We start from the raw sequence: 13,850 nt of genomic DNA, 5'->3' as shown, positions 1-13,850 counted from the left end.
CGCTCGCCGGCGCGTCAGCGGGGCCCCGGTCCCTGCGCGATCAGCCGTTCGAGCAGGTCCTGGAAGTCGTCGCCGACGACGATCCGCAGCTCGCCGCCCTCCTCGTCGTGCTCGCTGAGCTGGGTGAGGGTGCCGCCGCGCCACCAGAAGACGTACGGGCTGATCGCGCCCGGCGTGTCCTCGTACTCGGAGGCGGCGAAGGAGGCCATCGCGCCGAGCGCCGGGATGATCGAGGTGTCCCGGATGGGGTGGAAGGCGATCTGGTGCCGGAAGGGCACCGCGACCAGGGCGCCGTGCTCCCCCAGCGGCAGCCCGGTGACCCGCTGGGCCAGGGCGTCGAGGTCGAGCACACGGCTCGCGGTGTAGAAGGAGTCGCCGACGACGACCTCGAAGGACATGCCGTCGGCGTCCCGTACGGTCTCGTGCTCCTCGACGGGGAGCCCGCGCAGGTTCTTCAGCGCGCGGTCGCGCAACTGCGCGGGGTCGCCGAGCCGGTCGAGGGCGTCGTCGGTGAGCATCATGACGCTCTCCGGCAGGTCGAGCGCGAGCACCTCGTACAGGCCGGGGGCGAGCGTCCGGGCGTAGCCGAAGGCGCCGGGGTCGATCCCCTCGCCGTTGACGACCCGGGGGTAGAGCTGGGCGCGGATCTGCTCGGGCGGCAGCGTGTCGAGGGCCGAGGGACCGTCCAGGGTCCTCACCACGAGCGTGACATGACGGCGGATCAGGTCCGGCCAGGCGCGCGGCCCGCGCCGGTCGCGGTGGCAGACGGCGGCGAGGTTGCCGAGGCCGAAGCGGCGCTGCTTGTCGTCCTGGACGGAGGACGCGTAGACGGTGACCTCCAGGCCGAGTTCGGCGAACGCCTCGCGGACGGTGGCCCGGAAGAGCGCGGCCTCGCGCTCGGAGAAGTACGCGAACTCCGGATCCCGCGGCGCTTCCTCGCCGTCCCGCTTGGGTCTCCTGCGCAGCCACCCCACGTCAGCCCGCCTTCCGTCGCCGTTGCGTTCAGCCTAGCGAGTGGGGTGCCGCGCGCACCGGCCCCCCGGCGAAGTCGCCGCGGGGGGCGGAGGCGCGGAGCGGGTCAGGAGCCGTCGGGGGCGGTGAGGAGGGCGCGGGCGTAGTGCGCGAGGGAGCGGTTGTAGCGGGGCAGCAGCGGGGCGAGCGCGCCGAGGGCGAGCGAGGCGGCCTCCCGGTCGCGGCCGGTGTCGGCGAGGGCGAGGGCGAGGAAGGCGTCGACGGCGGGGGCGAGTGCCCGCTCGTCGGCGTCGAGCCGCTCGGCGGGCAGGTCCCGTTCGACGGTGAGCAGTTCGACGCTCCGGTCGGGGCGGCCGAGGTTCCGCAGGCTGCTGGCGAGCTGGATGACGGCCCGCCGCCGGCGCAGCCCGGTGAGCCCGCCTTCGAGCGCCCGCCGGTAGTACGTGACGGCCTCGGCGGGCAGCCCGGTGGAGTCGTGGGCGGCGCCGAGCTCGAAGAGGGCGAGGGCGTCGTCGTCGCCCCGTTCGGCGGCCAGCTCCGCGATCCGGGCCCGGAACTCCTCGGGTCCGTACGCGTCGATCTTCTCCCAGAGGGCGGCGACCCGCTCCTCCCACCCGGCGTCCCCGGCGCGCTCGTCACTCATGGCGTCACCCTACTCGGGGGCCCCCGGCCCGGGAGCGCGCCGGGCGGGGCGGTGACGGCGCCCGGCCGCCGGCCGCCCCGCACCGGACGTGCCCCGGGCCCGCACCGCCGTCGGCGGGGGGCCGGGGGCACGTCCGGTCACCGGTCCGGTCACCGGCCGGGCCGGGCGCCCGTGCTCAGTCACCGCCCCCGCCGCCACCGCCGTCGCCACCGCCACCGCCACCGCCGCTGTCCCCGCCGCCGTCGGCGCCGGAGGAGTCGCCGGCGGCGCCGCCGTCCGAGCCCCAGCCGTCGCCGCCGCCGGACTCGTTGTCGTCGCCGCCGGTGCCGATGTTGGTGAACCAGGGGCGGCCCCAGTCGGTGTCCACGGCGGCGGGCTCGTAGCCCTCCCTCGGGCGCCACTGGGAGGGGAAGCGGGCGAGGCCCGTGGTGTCGCCGAGGCCGAAGGCGGCGGCGAAGGCGTGCGCCATGACCGCGTCCAGCGGGTCGGACGTCTGGTGGCCGACCGGACCCAGCGGCAGCAGGGGCGCATCGGGGCGGACGGTCCCCCGGCGGCGCGGGGGCCTGGCCAGCAGGGCGACCCGCTCGCCGTCGCGGAGCAGCCAGGAGCCGGTCGAACTCTCCCGCTTCAACTCCCAGCGCTGTCCGCCTACTTCGGCCTCCACCGCGCTCTTGGACCTGCGCAGCTTCCGGTAGGTCAGGCGGAGCACGGCGGGGGTGTCGCCGACGGTGAGCGTGAGGCCCCGGGACGGGTCGGGCTCGTCCGCGTGGAAGCCGTACGGCGCCCGGATCCGGACGGCGGGGGCCTGCGGGCCCCAGGCGTCGACGCGCACCAGCCGCCGGTCCACGGCGACGGTCACGTCCCCGGCGGGTCCCGGAGCGGTCCGCCGGGCCAGCCACAGCGGCACGCCCTCGGCCGTGGCCCGCCGCCCCAGCTCCCCGACCCACCCGGGACCGCCGCTGAGCCGGACCGCGAGCCCGCCGAGCGCGTCCGCGAACTCGCGCGCCCGGCGCACCTTCAGCGGTGTGCTGGTGCCGGAGAGGCGGATGACCGGCACCACGCCGGGCCCCTCGTCCAGCCCTGCCAGCGGGCGCTCGGAACCGCCGCCGCCGAGCCACTGCCCACGCTGGTACGCCTCCGCCATGGCGGCGAGGTTCAGCTCGCCCAGCGGCGTGGACCGGCCGCCCCTGCGGATGCCGGCCTCGGTCAGTTCGACCGTCCTGGCCAGCGGATTCCTCGACCGCTCGGCGTAAAGGATCTCCGTCACTCTTTCCCCCTGTCGTCAGGTACATGGTGACGGACGGGCGCGAGCGGGCGGTAGGGGCCCGGGCGTCAGCCCGTCGTCACCACCAGGTCGGCGCGGTCGCGGCCCTCCGCGACCAGGCGGGCGTTGGCCTCGTCGGAGCGGGCCACCCACTCCTCGGCCTCGGGGCGGCTCCGGCCGAAGCGGACGTGACGGGCGACGAGGCGGGGGACGCGGACGGCGTCGGGGAGGTCGAGGTACCAGACCTCGTCGAGGAGGGGGCGGACCGCCGCCCAGGCGCCCGCCCGGTGGAGGAGGTAGTTGCCCTCGGTGACGACGAGCGGGATCTCCGGCGGGACGGGGATCGAGCCGGCGACCGGTTCCTCCAGGGCGCGGTCGAAGGCGGGGGCGTAGACGACGGTGCCGGGCTCCGGGGTGCGGAGGCGGGCGAGGAGGGCCGCGTACCCGGCGGCGTCGAAGGTGTCGGGGGCGCCCTTGCGCGCGGCCCGGCCGAGCCGGTCCAGTTCGGCGCCGGCCAGGTGGAATCCGTCCATGGGGACGAGGACGGCGAGCCCGTCGAGACGGTCCACGAGCCGGGCGGCGAGGGTGGACTTCCCGGCGCCGGGCGGTCCGGCGAGGCCGAGGACGCGGCGGTGGCCGGGGCGGGCGAGGCGCCGTGCGCGGGCGGCGAGGCGGTCGAGGCCCTGTGCGTCCATACGGGGCATTCTCGCACCGGCCGCGCCCGCCCGGCCGGCCCGCCCCGCGCACCGGGGACGCCACCGCCTCCCCTCGTACCGACCCCTGTCCCGCCCTTGTCCGGACCCGCCTCCGCCCCTCCCCCGACCCTCGTACCGACCCTCGCCGTGTCGAGGGTCGGCCCGGGCGCGACGCGGGTCTACGCGGGTGGGGCCGGTCCCGTCCGCGTATTACGTTGGGGTGATGCCGTCCATCGCACTCGTCACTCTCGTCGTCCGTGATTACGACGAGGCCATCGCCTTCTACACCGACGCCCTCGGCTTCGACCTCGTCGAGGACACCGACCGGGGCAACGGCACCCGCTGGGTCGTCGTCCGGCCGCACGGCGCCGGCGGCGTCGGCGGGATCGGGAACGCGGGGCTGCTGCTGGCCCGCGCCAAGAACGAGGAGGAGGAGGCGGCCGTCGGCAACCAGACCGGCGGACGGGTCGCCTTCTTCCTGCACACCGAGGACTTCGCCCGCGACCACGCGCGGATGACGGAGGCGGGGGTGAAGTTCCTGGAGGAGCCGCGGCACGAGCCGTACGGCTCCGTCGCCGTCTTCGAGGACCTCTACGGCAACCGCTGGGACCTCCTCCAGCCCGCCGACGCCGCTACCGATAGCTGAGGCCGCCGCCCCTGACGCGGACGACGGAACGGTCCGGGTTCCCTCCCGACGGGGAGCCCACGCGCTGCACCACCACGCCGAACTCCGTCGGGACGTCGTCGATCGCCCGCACGATCAGGGCCGCGACGTGCCGCAGCTCGTCGATGTCCGGCAGGGTCACGGCGGCCGTGGAACCCGCCGCGGTCTGGAAGAGCAGCACCGGCTTCGGCGGGGTGAAGGCGACCTTCAGGAGGAGGGCGCCCACGCCGATCGCGCAGACGACGGCCGCGGAGCGCGTCGAGGGGCCCGTGTCCTTGGCGGCGAAGGCGACGAAGGCGGCGGCCAGGACGCCGGAGAGGAACAGGCGCAGCACCCAGTCGGGCTTGGCCCGGGACACCTCGACCGAGGTGAGGTGGCGCAGCGGGAGCGCGGCCGTGCCGATCCACAGGACCCCGCGGCTGACCTTCAGGTCGACCGCGCGCGGGCCGCGCGGCACCGCGGCCCGGGGCTGCACCTGCCAGGCCCGCCGGGTCGGCGCGTCGGGCGGCGCGTCGGGCGGCGGGCCGGCGGGCGGGCCGGGCGGCGGCGCCGGCGCCTGGCCCTTCGGCGGCGTGCCGGGCGGTACGCGCGGCGGCTCGGGCGGCGTGCCGGGGCCGGTCGTCTCGTCCAATGTCTCCCCCGTGTCGTGACGTCGCGCACTGGCGTGCCCGCACCCTCGTGGCCGATTCCCATGGAGCCGTATCCCAAGGGGCGCCTGGGCGGACCCCCATTAAGCACCCGCCGGGCCCCCCGGGACAGTCGAGAAATGGCCACGCGTCACCACACCCGTCCCCCGCCCTGGCCCTCGTCTCCCCCGCACCGTCCCGCCCGCACCGGAAAAACCGCTGTCGCCCGCACTCCCCCGCTCCCTACACTCCCGTCACGGCGCACCGACCGGCGCGCCGCCGCGAGACCGTCCGACCGACCGAGGGGAGCCGACCGTGCGTCACCAGTACGCCGCCGTCGCGTCCTTCCCCCGCGCCCGCCGGTACGACGTGATCCTCGCCTCTCCCGCCTGCCGGTGACGGCTGCGCGCCCGTCATCGCAGGCCCGCCGACGCCTCCGTGCGTCCGGGAATCGCGCTGCCCCGTTCTTCCACGCAGCAGCGAAAGGCACGACACCGTGCGCGTCTCCCCGAACACCCGCGTCCGCAACCTCGGCATCCTCGCCCACGTCGACGCGGGCAAGACCACCGTCACCGAGCGGATCCTCTTCCTGACCGGCGCCGTCCACAAGCAGGGCGAGGTCCACGACGGCACCACCGTCACCGACTTCGACCCGCAGGAGCGGGAGCGGGGCATCACGATCTCCGCCGCCGCCGTCAGCTGCGGGTGGGCCGACCACCGCATCACCCTCATCGACACCCCCGGCCACGTCGACTTCTCCGACGAGGTCGAGCGGGCGCTCCGCGTCCTCGACGGGGCCGTGGCCGTCTTCGACGCGGTCGCGGGCGTCGAGCCGCAGAGCGAGACGGTGTGGCGGCAGGCCGACCGGCACGGCGTGCCCCGGATCGCGTTCGTCAACAAGATGGACCGGGCGGGCGCCGACCTCGACGCGGCCGTCGACTCGATCCGCGTGCGCCTGGGCGCCGTCCCGCTCCCCGTCCAGCTGCCCGTCGGGCGGGAGGACGGCTTCCGCGGCGTCGTCGACCTGGTCCGGATGCGGGCGCACCTGTGGGACGACGACGGCCGCACCGAGACCGACGTGCCCGCGCGGCTGCGGGACGAGGCGGTGCGCCGCAGGCGGGCCCTGGAGGAGGCGGTGGCGGAGCTGCATCCGGGCGCCCTGGAGGAGTTCTGCGCGGCCGGCGCGCTGGCCGACGGGACGCTGGAACGGGCCCTGCGGGAGCTGACCCTGGCGGGGGCGGCCGTGGTGGTGCTGTGCGGTTCGGCGTACCGCGACCGGGGGATGGAACCGCTCCTGGACGCGATCGTCGCCTGGCTGCCCGCCCCGCCCGACCGGCCCCCGGTCGCCGGCGGCGAGCGGGCGGCCGACCCGCGCGCGCCGCTGGTCGCGCTGGCGTTCAAGGTGAGCGCGGCCTCCACCGGCCGGATGGTGTACGTCCGCGTCTACGAGGGCGTGCTCACCCCGGGGGCGACCGTGCTGGACTCCGCGACCGGCCGGCGGGAGCGGATCTCCCGCATCCTGCGGGTGCAGGCGGACCGGACGGTGGACGTGCCGTCGGCCGCCGCCGGCGAGATCGTCGCCGTCGTCGGGCCGAAGGCCGTCCGCGCCGGGGCCACGCTGTGCGCTCCGGACGTGCCGGTCGTCCTCGAACCGCCGGTGACGGCCGATCCGGTGGTCTCGGTCGCCGTGGAGGCGCGCCGGAGCACCGACACGGACCGGCTGGCGACGGCCCTCGCCCGGCTCGCCGAGGAGGACCCGTCGCTGGTGGTGCGGAGCGACCCGGAGACGGGCCAGACCGTGCTGTCGGGCCTCGGCGAGCTGCACCTGGAGGTCGCGGTGGAGCGGCTGCGGCGGGACCGGGGCCTGGAGGTCGCGGTGGGACGACCGCGGGTCGCGTACCGCGAGACGGTGGTGAAGGGCGTGACGGGGCTTCTGTACCGGCACGTCAAACAGGACGGCGGCGCGGGCCAGTTCGCCCATGTCGTCCTCGACGTCGAGCCCCTGGAGGGCGGGGAGGAGTTCGCGTTCGCGTCGGCGGTCACCGGCGGGCGGGTGCCGCAGGAGTACGTCCGGGCGGTCGAGGCCGGCTGCCGGGACGCGCTCGCCGAGGGCCCGCTCGGCGGGCATCCGGTGACGGGCGTCCGGGTCACGCTGACGGACGGGGCGACCCATCCGAAGGACTCGTCGGAGATGGCGTTCCGCACGGCCGGCCGCTTCGCGCTGCGCGAGGCGCTCCGGGCGGGCGTGATGGCGCTCCTGGAGCCGGTGGCCGAGGTGACGGTGACCGTCCCCGCCGAGTCGGTGGGCACGGTCCTCGGCGACCTCGCGGCCCGGCGGGGCCGGGTCACGGACTCGGCCGTGCGGGGCGGCACGTCGGTGGTGACGGCGACGGTCCCGCTGGCCGAGCTCTTCGGCTACGCGACCCGCCTGCGCGGCCGCACCCAGGGCCGCGGCACCTTCACCACCCGCCCGGCCGGGTACGAGGCGCTGCGCGGCTGACCCGCGAACGGGCCGGGCCGGACCTCATCCCCTGAGGTCCAGCTCGGCCCGTACCGTCTTCCCCACCGGTACGCGGTCGAGCACCGTCCACCGCGAGGCCAGCGCCCCGACCAGGAGCAGGCCCCGCCCGCCCTCGTCCAGCGGCCCCGGCACGCCGGACGCCGGCCGCCGCTCGCCCCGGGTGTCGGAGACGTCGATCCGCAGGTGCAGCCCGGGCGCGTACAGCAGCGCCAGCTCGCAGTCGCGACCGGGCACCCGGCCGTGGGTCACGGCGTTCGCGGCCAGCTCCGCGACGATCAGCCCCGCCGCCTCCGCCAGGGCGGAGTCGTACGGGACGTCCCACTGGTGGAGTTGGTGGAGGGCCAGCCGCCGGGCGAGGCGGGCGCCACGCGGGGTGGAGCTGAAACGCTGCGCGAACATACGTACGGTGACGGGCCGTCGGCGGGTCGCTGGGGTGGTCATGGGGCCAATGTGGCGCGGCCCCGGGCGAGTTGCCAGCTCAGCCACCCGTACGCTGCATAGCGTACGGGTGCGCGCTCTGGACGGTACCGGTGACTGTCCGTGAACCTGGAGGAGTTCAGCGCGGGCACACGGGTGCGGGAGGTGGTGGGGTGGCGGACGAGGTCCCGAGGGGCGGCGAACCGGAGACGTCGGAGAGCCTGAAGGCGTTCGGCGAAGTGGTCAAGGCTTCCGCAGACGGGCCGGCCTGACGCAGGAGCAGTTCGCACCGCTGGTGGGCTACTCGCTGACCATGGTCGCCTCGATCGAGCAGGGCAGGCGCCTGCCGTCGAAGGAGTTCCTGGAGAGGGCGGAGGAGCTGCTGGACGCGTTCGGGGTGATCCGAGCGGCAGCAAAGCACCTGACGCGCAAGGCGGGGTTGGCGAAGTGGTTCGAGAAGTGGGCGGCGCTGGAGCCACAGGCGGTGACCTTCTACATCTTCGAGAACCGGTTCGTTCCCGGATTGATTCAGACGCCGGCCTACGCCAAAACGCTTTTCGAGAAGCAGATTCCAGCGCTGGAGGACGCCCAGATCGAGGCGAAGATGGTCGCCCGCACGGAGAGGATGAAGCTCATCACCGAACACCCGCAGACGATCTACAGCTTCATCATCGAGGAGCATGTACTGCGCCGCCAAGTGGCCGGCCCAGAGGTCGCGCGGGAGCAGATCGACTACATCCTTGCCATCGGCGAGCAGCGCACCATCGATCTCCAGGTCATGGCGCAGTCACGCGGGTATCACGCGGGCCTCGGCGGCCCTCTGCAACTCCTGGAAACCGAGGAGAACGCCTGGTATGCGTACTGCGAGGGCCAGCGCACATCCCAGCTCATCTCGGACCGCAAAGAGGTCAGCATCCTCCAGAAGCGATATGCCAGGATGCGGACACAGGCCCTGTCTGTCGAGGCATCCGTGGGCCTACTGCGGGAGATCCGAGGAGCACTATGAGCACCACAGACCTGGCTTGGTTCAAGAGCAGCTACAGCAGCAGTGGCGACGGCGACTGCGTAGAGGTCGCCCTCTCCTGGCGCAAGTCGAGTCACAGCAGCGGCAGTGGCGACGACTGCGTCGAGGTCGCCGCCTGCCCCTCCACCGTCCACGTCCGCGACTCCAAGGTCCCGGACGGCCCGCAGTTCGCCGTGGCGCCGGGCGCCTGGACGGAGTTCGTCGCCCGGCTCGCCTGAGAGGCGGCTGTGCCAGGATGCGTGTACCTGCCCCCTACCGCACGTGGGCGGGCCGGTACCCGCACGTCCTGAGGAGTGACCGCATGAGCACCACCCCCGCCGGATACCTCTCCGGCCTGTTCTCCCTCGAAGGCCGCACCGCCCTCGTCACGGGCGGCAGTTCCGGCATCGGAAAGGCCATCGCCGGGGCGCTGGCCCGCGCCGGGGCGAGCGTGGTGGTCCTGGCGCGCAAGGAGGCGGAGCTCGCCGCGACCGTCGGGGAGCTGACGGCCGACGGCTGCCGGGCGGCCCGGGTGAGCGCCGACCTGAGCACCCGGGACGGCATCCGGGCGGGCGCGGAGGCGGCGGCCGGGGTGTTCGGGGAGCCGGACATCCTCGTCAACTCCGCCGGGATCAACCTCCGTCCGCCCTTCGGGGAGCTGGGCGAGGAGGTCTGGGACACGACGATGACCGTGAACCTGGAGGCGCCGTTCCTGCTCGGGCAGCGGTTCGGCCCCGGGATGGCCGAGCGCGGCTTCGGCCGGATCATCCACGTCACCTCGCAGCAGGCCCACCGCGCGTTCGTGCAGAGCGGGGCGTACGGGGTGTCCAAGGGCGCCCTGGAGTCCCTCGCGCGCTCACAGGCCGAGGCGTGGTCCCCGTACGGCGTCACCGCCAACACGCTGGTCCCCGGCTTCGTGATGACGCCGCTGAACCGGCGGCTCTCCTCCGACCCGGAGAAGGTCGCCGCGCTCGCCGCCCGCACGATGACCGGCCGCAACGGCCTCGCCGAGGACTTCGCGGGCGCCGCCGTCTTCCTGGCGAGCACCGCCTCCGCCTACGTCACGGGCCAGTCGCTCTTCGTGGACGGCGGCTTCTCCGTCCACTAGGTCGTGCGGCATGGTCGGGCCGACGGGCCGGGCGGGCAGCCTGACGTCCGGGACCGTCCGGCGCCCACCGGATCACCTCTCCCCCCGGACCGCCGGCGGCCCGTGCCGCGCGGGGTTCCTAGGCGAGGTCGAGGCTTCCGGTGCGTTCCCGCTTCAGCTCGAAGAAGCGGGACTGGCGGGCGAGGACGCGGACCGCGTCGAAGAGCTCCGCCGCCTCCTCGCCGCGCGGGACCGCGCCGAGGACGGGCCCGAAGAAGGGGGTGCCGTCGAGGTGGAGGGTGGGGGTGCCGACGTAGCGGCCCGAGGCCGGGTCCGTGCCGGCGTCGTGGCTGCGCCGGAGGTCCGCGTCGTACGCGTCGGTGTGCGCGGCGGCGGCCAGTCCGGCGGGCAGGCCCAGCTCCTCCAGGGCCTCGGCGACCACCCGGTCGAAGTCCTTGTCCTTCCGCTGGTGGATGCGGGTGCCGTACGCGGTGTAGAGGTCCCGCAGGACCTCGTCGCCGCACCGCTGGGCCGCGGCCACGGCGACCCGCACCGGGCCGATCGACCGGTCCACCAGGTCCCGGTACCAGCCGGGCAGTTCGTTGCCCTCGTTGTGCAGGTACAGGCTCATCACGCGGAACCGGACGTCGAGGTCCCGGAGCGGCTCGGCCTCCAGGATCCAGCGGGAGGTGATCCACGCGAACGGGCAGGCGGGGTCGAACCAGAAGTCCACCCGGGTGCGGGCGGGAGCGGTGCCGGAGGCGAGGGGGCGCGGGGCGTCGTCGATCGTCATGGCGTCCAGGCTGCCGGATGAACGACCCATGATCCTGGGCAACTTCCGCCCCCTGTTCCTGGGCCAATCCGTGGCCGAAGACGCCCGTCGTCCGGTCTGTGCTTCGATACCGCGATGAAGATCCACGACAGCGCCCCGGCCGTCCGGCCCCGGGCCGGCGAAGACGACCTGGACGCCTCCGTACGGCTGCTGCGGGAGGTCCACGAGCACGACGGCTATCCGCTGAGCTGGCCGGAGCACCCGGCCGCCTGGATCACCCCGCCGACGCACCTCGGCGCGTGGGTGGCGGAGCTGGACGGCCGGATCGTCGGGCACGTGGGGGTGGCCGGGCCCCGGGAGCACGACGGGGCGCCCGGCGTGTGGAGCGCCCGCACGGGGGCGGACGCCGCCGCGACGGCCATGGTCAACCGCCTGTACGTCTCCCCGTCGGCCCGCGGTCACGGCATCGGCGCGCTGCTCCTCGCGGCGGCCGTCGCGGCGACCCGGGAGCGCGGCCTGCATCCGGTGCTCGACGTGGCCGCCCACGACACCGCGGCGACGGCCCTGTACGAGCGGCTCGGCTGGCACCGGCTCGACACCGTCGTGCAGCACTGGGGCCCGCACGGCCCGGTCGCGGTGCACTGCTACGCCGCGACCGCCCCGCGGCCCGCCTGATCTCCGGCGGAGGGGACGCGGTCCCCCTGGTCCGTCACCGGACGCCCGCGGGGGACCGCCTCACCGTGTCAGTCGGCCTCCGGCTCCAGCCGGAGGGAGATCGAGTTGATGCAGTAGCGCTGGTCCGTGGGGGTCGGGTAGCCCTCGCCCTCGAAGACGTGGCCCAGGTGCGAGCCGCAGCGGGCGCAGCGGACCTCGGTGCGGATCATGCCGTGGGAGGTGTCCGCGACCAGTTCGACGGCGTCGCTGTCCTTCGGGTCGAAGAAGGACGGCCAGCCGCAGTGCGACTCGAACTTCTCGTTCGACGTGAAGAGCTCGGACCCGCAGGCACGGCAGGAGTAGACACCTCGGGTCCTGGTGTCCGTGTACTCGCCGCGGAAGGCGGGCTCCGTGCCGGCCAGCCGGAGCACCTGGTACTCCGACGGGGTCAGCTGCGCCTGCCACTCCTCGTCCGACTTCTCGACCTCGTACGCCATCGTCCGTCCACTCCTCTACTTCGCCAGGCGGGCGAGGATCTCGGGACCGAGGTCCGTGACGTCGCCCGCGCCCATGGTCAGAACGAAGTCGCCCGGGCGTGCCATTCCCGCGATCACGCCGGGGACGGCGGTCTTGTCGTGGACGGCGGTGACGTCGGCGCCGGCCGCGCGGGCCGCGTCGAGGATCAGCTCGCTGGTGATGCCGGGGATCGGGTCCTCGCGGGCCGGGTAGATGTCGAGGACGACGGAGGCGTCCGCGAGGGCGAGCGCGTCGCCCATCTCCTTGCCCAGTTCCTGGGTGCGGGAGAAGAGGTGCGGCTGGAAGACGACCAGGAGGCGGGAGCCGCCGGCGGCGCCGCGCATGGCCTCCAGGTCGGCGGTCATCTCGGTGGGGTGGTGCGCGTACGAGTCGATGACCTGCACGTCCGCGGCCTCGCCCTTGAGCTGGAGGCGGCGGCCGACGCCGGTGTAGGCGGTGAGCGCCTGGGCGAGGGCGGCCGGGTCGAGGCCGGCGCGGGCGCCGGCGGCGAGGGCCGCGGCGGCGTTGTGCGCGTAGTGGCGGCCGGGGACGGAGACGGTGAAGGTGTGCTCGGCGCCGTCGAGGGCGACGGTGACCTCGCTCTTCATCCCGTTCGGGACGATCTTGAGGATGCGGGCGTCGGAGCCCTCGCCCTCGCCGACGGTGACGATCTCCAGGTCCTGGCGGCCCTCGGCGGCGACGCGGCGGGCCAGCTCGCGGGCGCCGGTGTGCTCGCCGACGACGAGGGTGCCGCCGGGGCGGATCTTCGCGGCGAACTTCTCGAAGGACTCGTAGATCTCGTCCATGGAGGCGTAGTTCGCGTGGTGGTCGAGCTCGACGTTGAGGACGATCGCGACCTGGGGGTCGTACTTCTGGAAGCTGCGGTCGCTCTCGTCGGCCTCGGCGACGAACACCTCGCCGGCGCCGTGCCGGGCGTTGGTGCCCGGGCCCGCGAGGTCGCCGCCGATGGCGTACGAGGGGTCGGCGCCGAGCTCGGTGAGGGCGACGGCCAGCATCGAGGTGGTGGTGGTCTTGCCGTGGGTGCCGGCGACGGCGATCGCGTTCAGCCCGTCCATGAGGGAGGCGAGGGCGTCGGAGCGGTGCACGACGGGGATGCCGAGCTCGGCGGCGCGGGCCAGCTCGGGGTTGTCGGCGCGGATGGCGCTGGAGACGACGACGGCGGAGGCGTCGTCGGCGAGGTGGTCGGCGGCGTGGCCGATGTGCACGGTGACGCCGTGGGCGCGGAGGGCCTCGGCGGTCGGGGAGTCCTTGGCGTCGCTGCCGGCGACCTTGGCGCCGCGCTGGGCGAGGATCTTCGCGATGCCCGACATTCCGGCACCGCCGATGCCGATGAAGTGCGGCCGTTCCATGGCGGCAGGGATGGCGGGTGCCATGCGGTTCTCTCCCCGGGTGTGCGTACGACGTGTCGCTCCCAGCCTAGTGGCTGGCGGCGGACGGCCCGGGGAACGGTCCGGGGACACGGACGCGCCGCGCCCCCGGGCCGGGTGCCGCTACTCGCTGTGCGCGAAGAGCTTCAGGACGGGGACGCCCACCTTGTGGCGGGCGCGGGAGGCCCAGTCGCGGTGGAAGAACTCCTCCACGTAGTGCGGGGCGGTGAGGACGATCACCTCGTCCGCCTCCGACTCCTCGACGACGGCCCTCATCTTGTCGAGGGGGTGGTCCTCGACCACCTGTCCGACCGCCTCGCAGCCCGCCGCTCTCAGGGCCCGGAGCGAGTGCTCCAGGGCCAGCTCGGCCGGCTCGCGGGCCTCCTTGCCCTCCGGTTCTTCGCCCTCGCGGGTCGCCTCCTTGAGCTCGCCCATGGCCACGTCGTCGATGGCGCGCAGCAAGAGATCGGCCTGGTCACCTCGCGGCTGCATCAGCACGATGAAGGACACGCCCTCGTCGCCGTGCAGGGTGGTGACGAATTCCACGTCCACGGACGTCAGGGGCTTCTCGATCATCAGAACGCTTGTGAACACCTCAGGAGCCCTTCTGCGGAAACCATCCTTCCCC

15 protein-coding genes and 1 pseudogene are annotated in these 13,850 nt (G+C 74.6%); 6 read left to right on the top strand and 10 right to left on the bottom strand.

Annotated elements, in window-relative coordinates; genetic code table 11:
- Positions 1–14: 14 nt before the first annotated feature.
- The 4 genes from ACFVU3_RS07355 to ACFVU3_RS07340 all read right to left on the bottom strand — a co-directional run bounded on the left by ACFVU3_RS07355 (position 15) and on the right by ACFVU3_RS07340 (position 3,583).
- Positions 15–974, bottom strand: coding sequence for a hypothetical protein (locus ACFVU3_RS07355; RefSeq protein WP_390064490.1), 960 nt, complete (start codon positions 972–974; stop codon positions 15–17).
- A 104-nt stretch (positions 975–1,078) separates the two neighbouring features.
- Complete coding sequence (locus ACFVU3_RS07350) at positions 1,079–1,615, bottom strand: tetratricopeptide repeat protein (RefSeq protein WP_390064488.1); 537 nt, start codon at positions 1,613–1,615, stop codon at positions 1,079–1,081.
- Positions 1,616–1,790: 175 nt separating this feature from the next.
- Positions 1,791–2,882, bottom strand: coding sequence for a hypothetical protein (locus tag ACFVU3_RS07345; protein ID WP_390064487.1), 1,092 nt, complete (start codon positions 2,880–2,882; stop codon positions 1,791–1,793).
- Positions 2,883–2,947: 65 nt separating this feature from the next.
- A complete protein-coding gene (locus ACFVU3_RS07340) occupies positions 2,948–3,583 on the bottom strand; it encodes a nucleoside/nucleotide kinase family protein (RefSeq protein ID WP_390064486.1) in 636 nt (211 codons plus the stop codon).
- A gap of 214 nt (positions 3,584–3,797) precedes the next feature.
- Between ACFVU3_RS07340 and ACFVU3_RS07335 the strand changes: the two genes are divergently transcribed.
- A complete protein-coding gene (locus tag ACFVU3_RS07335) occupies positions 3,798–4,220 on the top strand; it encodes a VOC family protein (protein WP_390064484.1) in 423 nt (140 codons plus the stop codon).
- Here ACFVU3_RS07335 and ACFVU3_RS07330 read toward each other — a convergent pair.
- Entirely contained in the window at positions 4,207–4,869 is a 663-nt protein-coding gene (locus ACFVU3_RS07330; RefSeq protein WP_390064483.1) for a DUF6232 family protein, read from the bottom strand. The genes ACFVU3_RS07335 and ACFVU3_RS07330 overlap by 14 nt on opposite strands.
- Positions 4,870–5,360: 491 nt before the next feature.
- Here ACFVU3_RS07330 and fusA point away from each other — a divergent pair, with 491 nt between their 5' ends.
- Positions 5,361–7,364, top strand: a complete 2,004-nt coding sequence (gene fusA / locus ACFVU3_RS07325; RefSeq protein WP_390064482.1) for an elongation factor G — start codon at positions 5,361–5,363, stop codon at positions 7,362–7,364.
- Between the two features lie 24 nt (positions 7,365–7,388).
- Here fusA and ACFVU3_RS07320 read toward each other — a convergent pair whose 3' ends face one another.
- Positions 7,389–7,826 (bottom strand): ATP-binding protein, encoded by a 438-nt coding sequence (locus tag ACFVU3_RS07320; protein WP_390064480.1) that lies wholly within the window; start codon positions 7,824–7,826, stop codon positions 7,389–7,391.
- A 149-nt stretch (positions 7,827–7,975) separates the two neighbouring features.
- Here ACFVU3_RS07320 and ACFVU3_RS07315 point away from each other — a divergent pair.
- The 3 genes and pseudogenes from ACFVU3_RS07315 (at position 7,976) to ACFVU3_RS07305 (ending at position 9,913) form a co-directional block, all read left to right on the top strand.
- Positions 7,976–8,808, top strand: a pseudogene (locus ACFVU3_RS07315) (helix-turn-helix domain-containing protein).
- Positions 8,805–9,044, top strand: coding sequence for a DUF397 domain-containing protein (locus ACFVU3_RS07310; RefSeq protein ID WP_390064479.1), 240 nt, complete (start codon positions 8,805–8,807; stop codon positions 9,042–9,044). The pseudogene ACFVU3_RS07315 and the gene ACFVU3_RS07310 overlap by 4 nt, the downstream one beginning before the upstream one ends.
- An 83-nt stretch (positions 9,045–9,127) precedes the next feature.
- Positions 9,128–9,913, top strand: coding sequence for an SDR family NAD(P)-dependent oxidoreductase (locus ACFVU3_RS07305; RefSeq protein ID WP_390064478.1), 786 nt, complete (start codon positions 9,128–9,130; stop codon positions 9,911–9,913).
- Positions 9,914–10,031: 118 nt separating this feature from the next.
- Here ACFVU3_RS07305 and ACFVU3_RS07300 read toward each other — a convergent pair whose 3' ends face one another.
- Positions 10,032–10,685, bottom strand: coding sequence for a DsbA family protein (locus ACFVU3_RS07300; RefSeq protein WP_390064477.1), 654 nt, complete (start codon positions 10,683–10,685; stop codon positions 10,032–10,034).
- A 114-nt stretch (positions 10,686–10,799) separates the two neighbouring features.
- Here ACFVU3_RS07300 and ACFVU3_RS07295 point away from each other — a divergent pair, with 114 nt between their 5' ends.
- Positions 10,800–11,339 carry a GNAT family N-acetyltransferase gene (locus ACFVU3_RS07295; protein ID WP_390064476.1) on the top strand — a complete coding sequence of 180 codons (540 nt, stop codon included), beginning with the start codon at positions 10,800–10,802 and terminating at the stop codon, positions 11,337–11,339.
- A 68-nt stretch (positions 11,340–11,407) separates the two neighbouring features.
- On the opposite strand, the gene msrB is transcribed toward ACFVU3_RS07295, so the two are convergent.
- The 3 genes from msrB to ACFVU3_RS07280 form a co-directional block, all read right to left on the bottom strand.
- A complete protein-coding gene (msrB, locus tag ACFVU3_RS07290; protein WP_390064474.1) occupies positions 11,408–11,815 on the bottom strand; it encodes a peptide-methionine (R)-S-oxide reductase MsrB in 408 nt (135 codons plus the stop codon).
- Between the two features lie 15 nt (positions 11,816–11,830).
- Complete coding sequence (gene murC, locus ACFVU3_RS07285) at positions 11,831–13,228, bottom strand: UDP-N-acetylmuramate--L-alanine ligase (RefSeq protein WP_390064473.1); 1,398 nt, start codon at positions 13,226–13,228, stop codon at positions 11,831–11,833.
- A gap of 117 nt (positions 13,229–13,345) precedes the next feature.
- Complete coding sequence (locus ACFVU3_RS07280; RefSeq protein WP_390064471.1) at positions 13,346–13,816, bottom strand: indole-3-glycerol phosphate synthase; 471 nt, start codon at positions 13,814–13,816, stop codon at positions 13,346–13,348.
- Positions 13,817–13,850: the final 34 nt, after the last annotated feature.

The organism is Streptomyces sp. NPDC058052, assembly GCF_042885515.1.
In the GTDB taxonomy this organism is placed as follows: Bacteria; Actinomycetota; Actinomycetes; order Streptomycetales; family Streptomycetaceae; genus Streptomyces.
The sequence above is the reverse complement of the archived record's forward strand: the minus strand, read 5'-3'. Positions and strand labels throughout refer to the sequence as shown.

Excerpts from the sequence above, each read along its gene's own strand:
- ACFVU3_RS07295 (WP_390064476.1), top strand. The coding sequence starts at position 10,800 with ATGAAGATCCACGACAGCGCCCCGGCCGTCCGGCCCCGGGCCGGCGAA.
- ACFVU3_RS07305 (WP_390064478.1), top strand. The coding sequence starts at position 9,128 with ATGAGCACCACCCCCGCCGGATACCTCTCCGGCCTGTTCTCCCTCGAA.
- ACFVU3_RS07335 (WP_390064484.1), top strand. The coding sequence starts at position 3,798 with ATGCCGTCCATCGCACTCGTCACTCTCGTCGTCCGTGATTACGACGAG.
- ACFVU3_RS07310 (WP_390064479.1), top strand. The coding sequence starts at position 8,805 with ATGAGCACCACAGACCTGGCTTGGTTCAAGAGCAGCTACAGCAGCAGT.
- ACFVU3_RS07340 (WP_390064486.1), bottom strand. The coding sequence starts at position 3,583 with ATGCCCCGTATGGACGCACAGGGCCTCGACCGCCTCGCCGCCCGCGCA.
- ACFVU3_RS07320 (WP_390064480.1), bottom strand. The coding sequence starts at position 7,826 with ATGACCACCCCAGCGACCCGCCGACGGCCCGTCACCGTACGTATGTTC.
- murC (WP_390064473.1), bottom strand. The coding sequence starts at position 13,228 with ATGGCACCCGCCATCCCTGCCGCCATGGAACGGCCGCACTTCATCGGC.
- ACFVU3_RS07350 (WP_390064488.1), bottom strand. The coding sequence starts at position 1,615 with ATGAGTGACGAGCGCGCCGGGGACGCCGGGTGGGAGGAGCGGGTCGCC.
- msrB (WP_390064474.1), bottom strand. The coding sequence starts at position 11,815 with ATGGCGTACGAGGTCGAGAAGTCGGACGAGGAGTGGCAGGCGCAGCTG.
- ACFVU3_RS07300 (WP_390064477.1), bottom strand. The coding sequence starts at position 10,685 with ATGACGATCGACGACGCCCCGCGCCCCCTCGCCTCCGGCACCGCTCCC.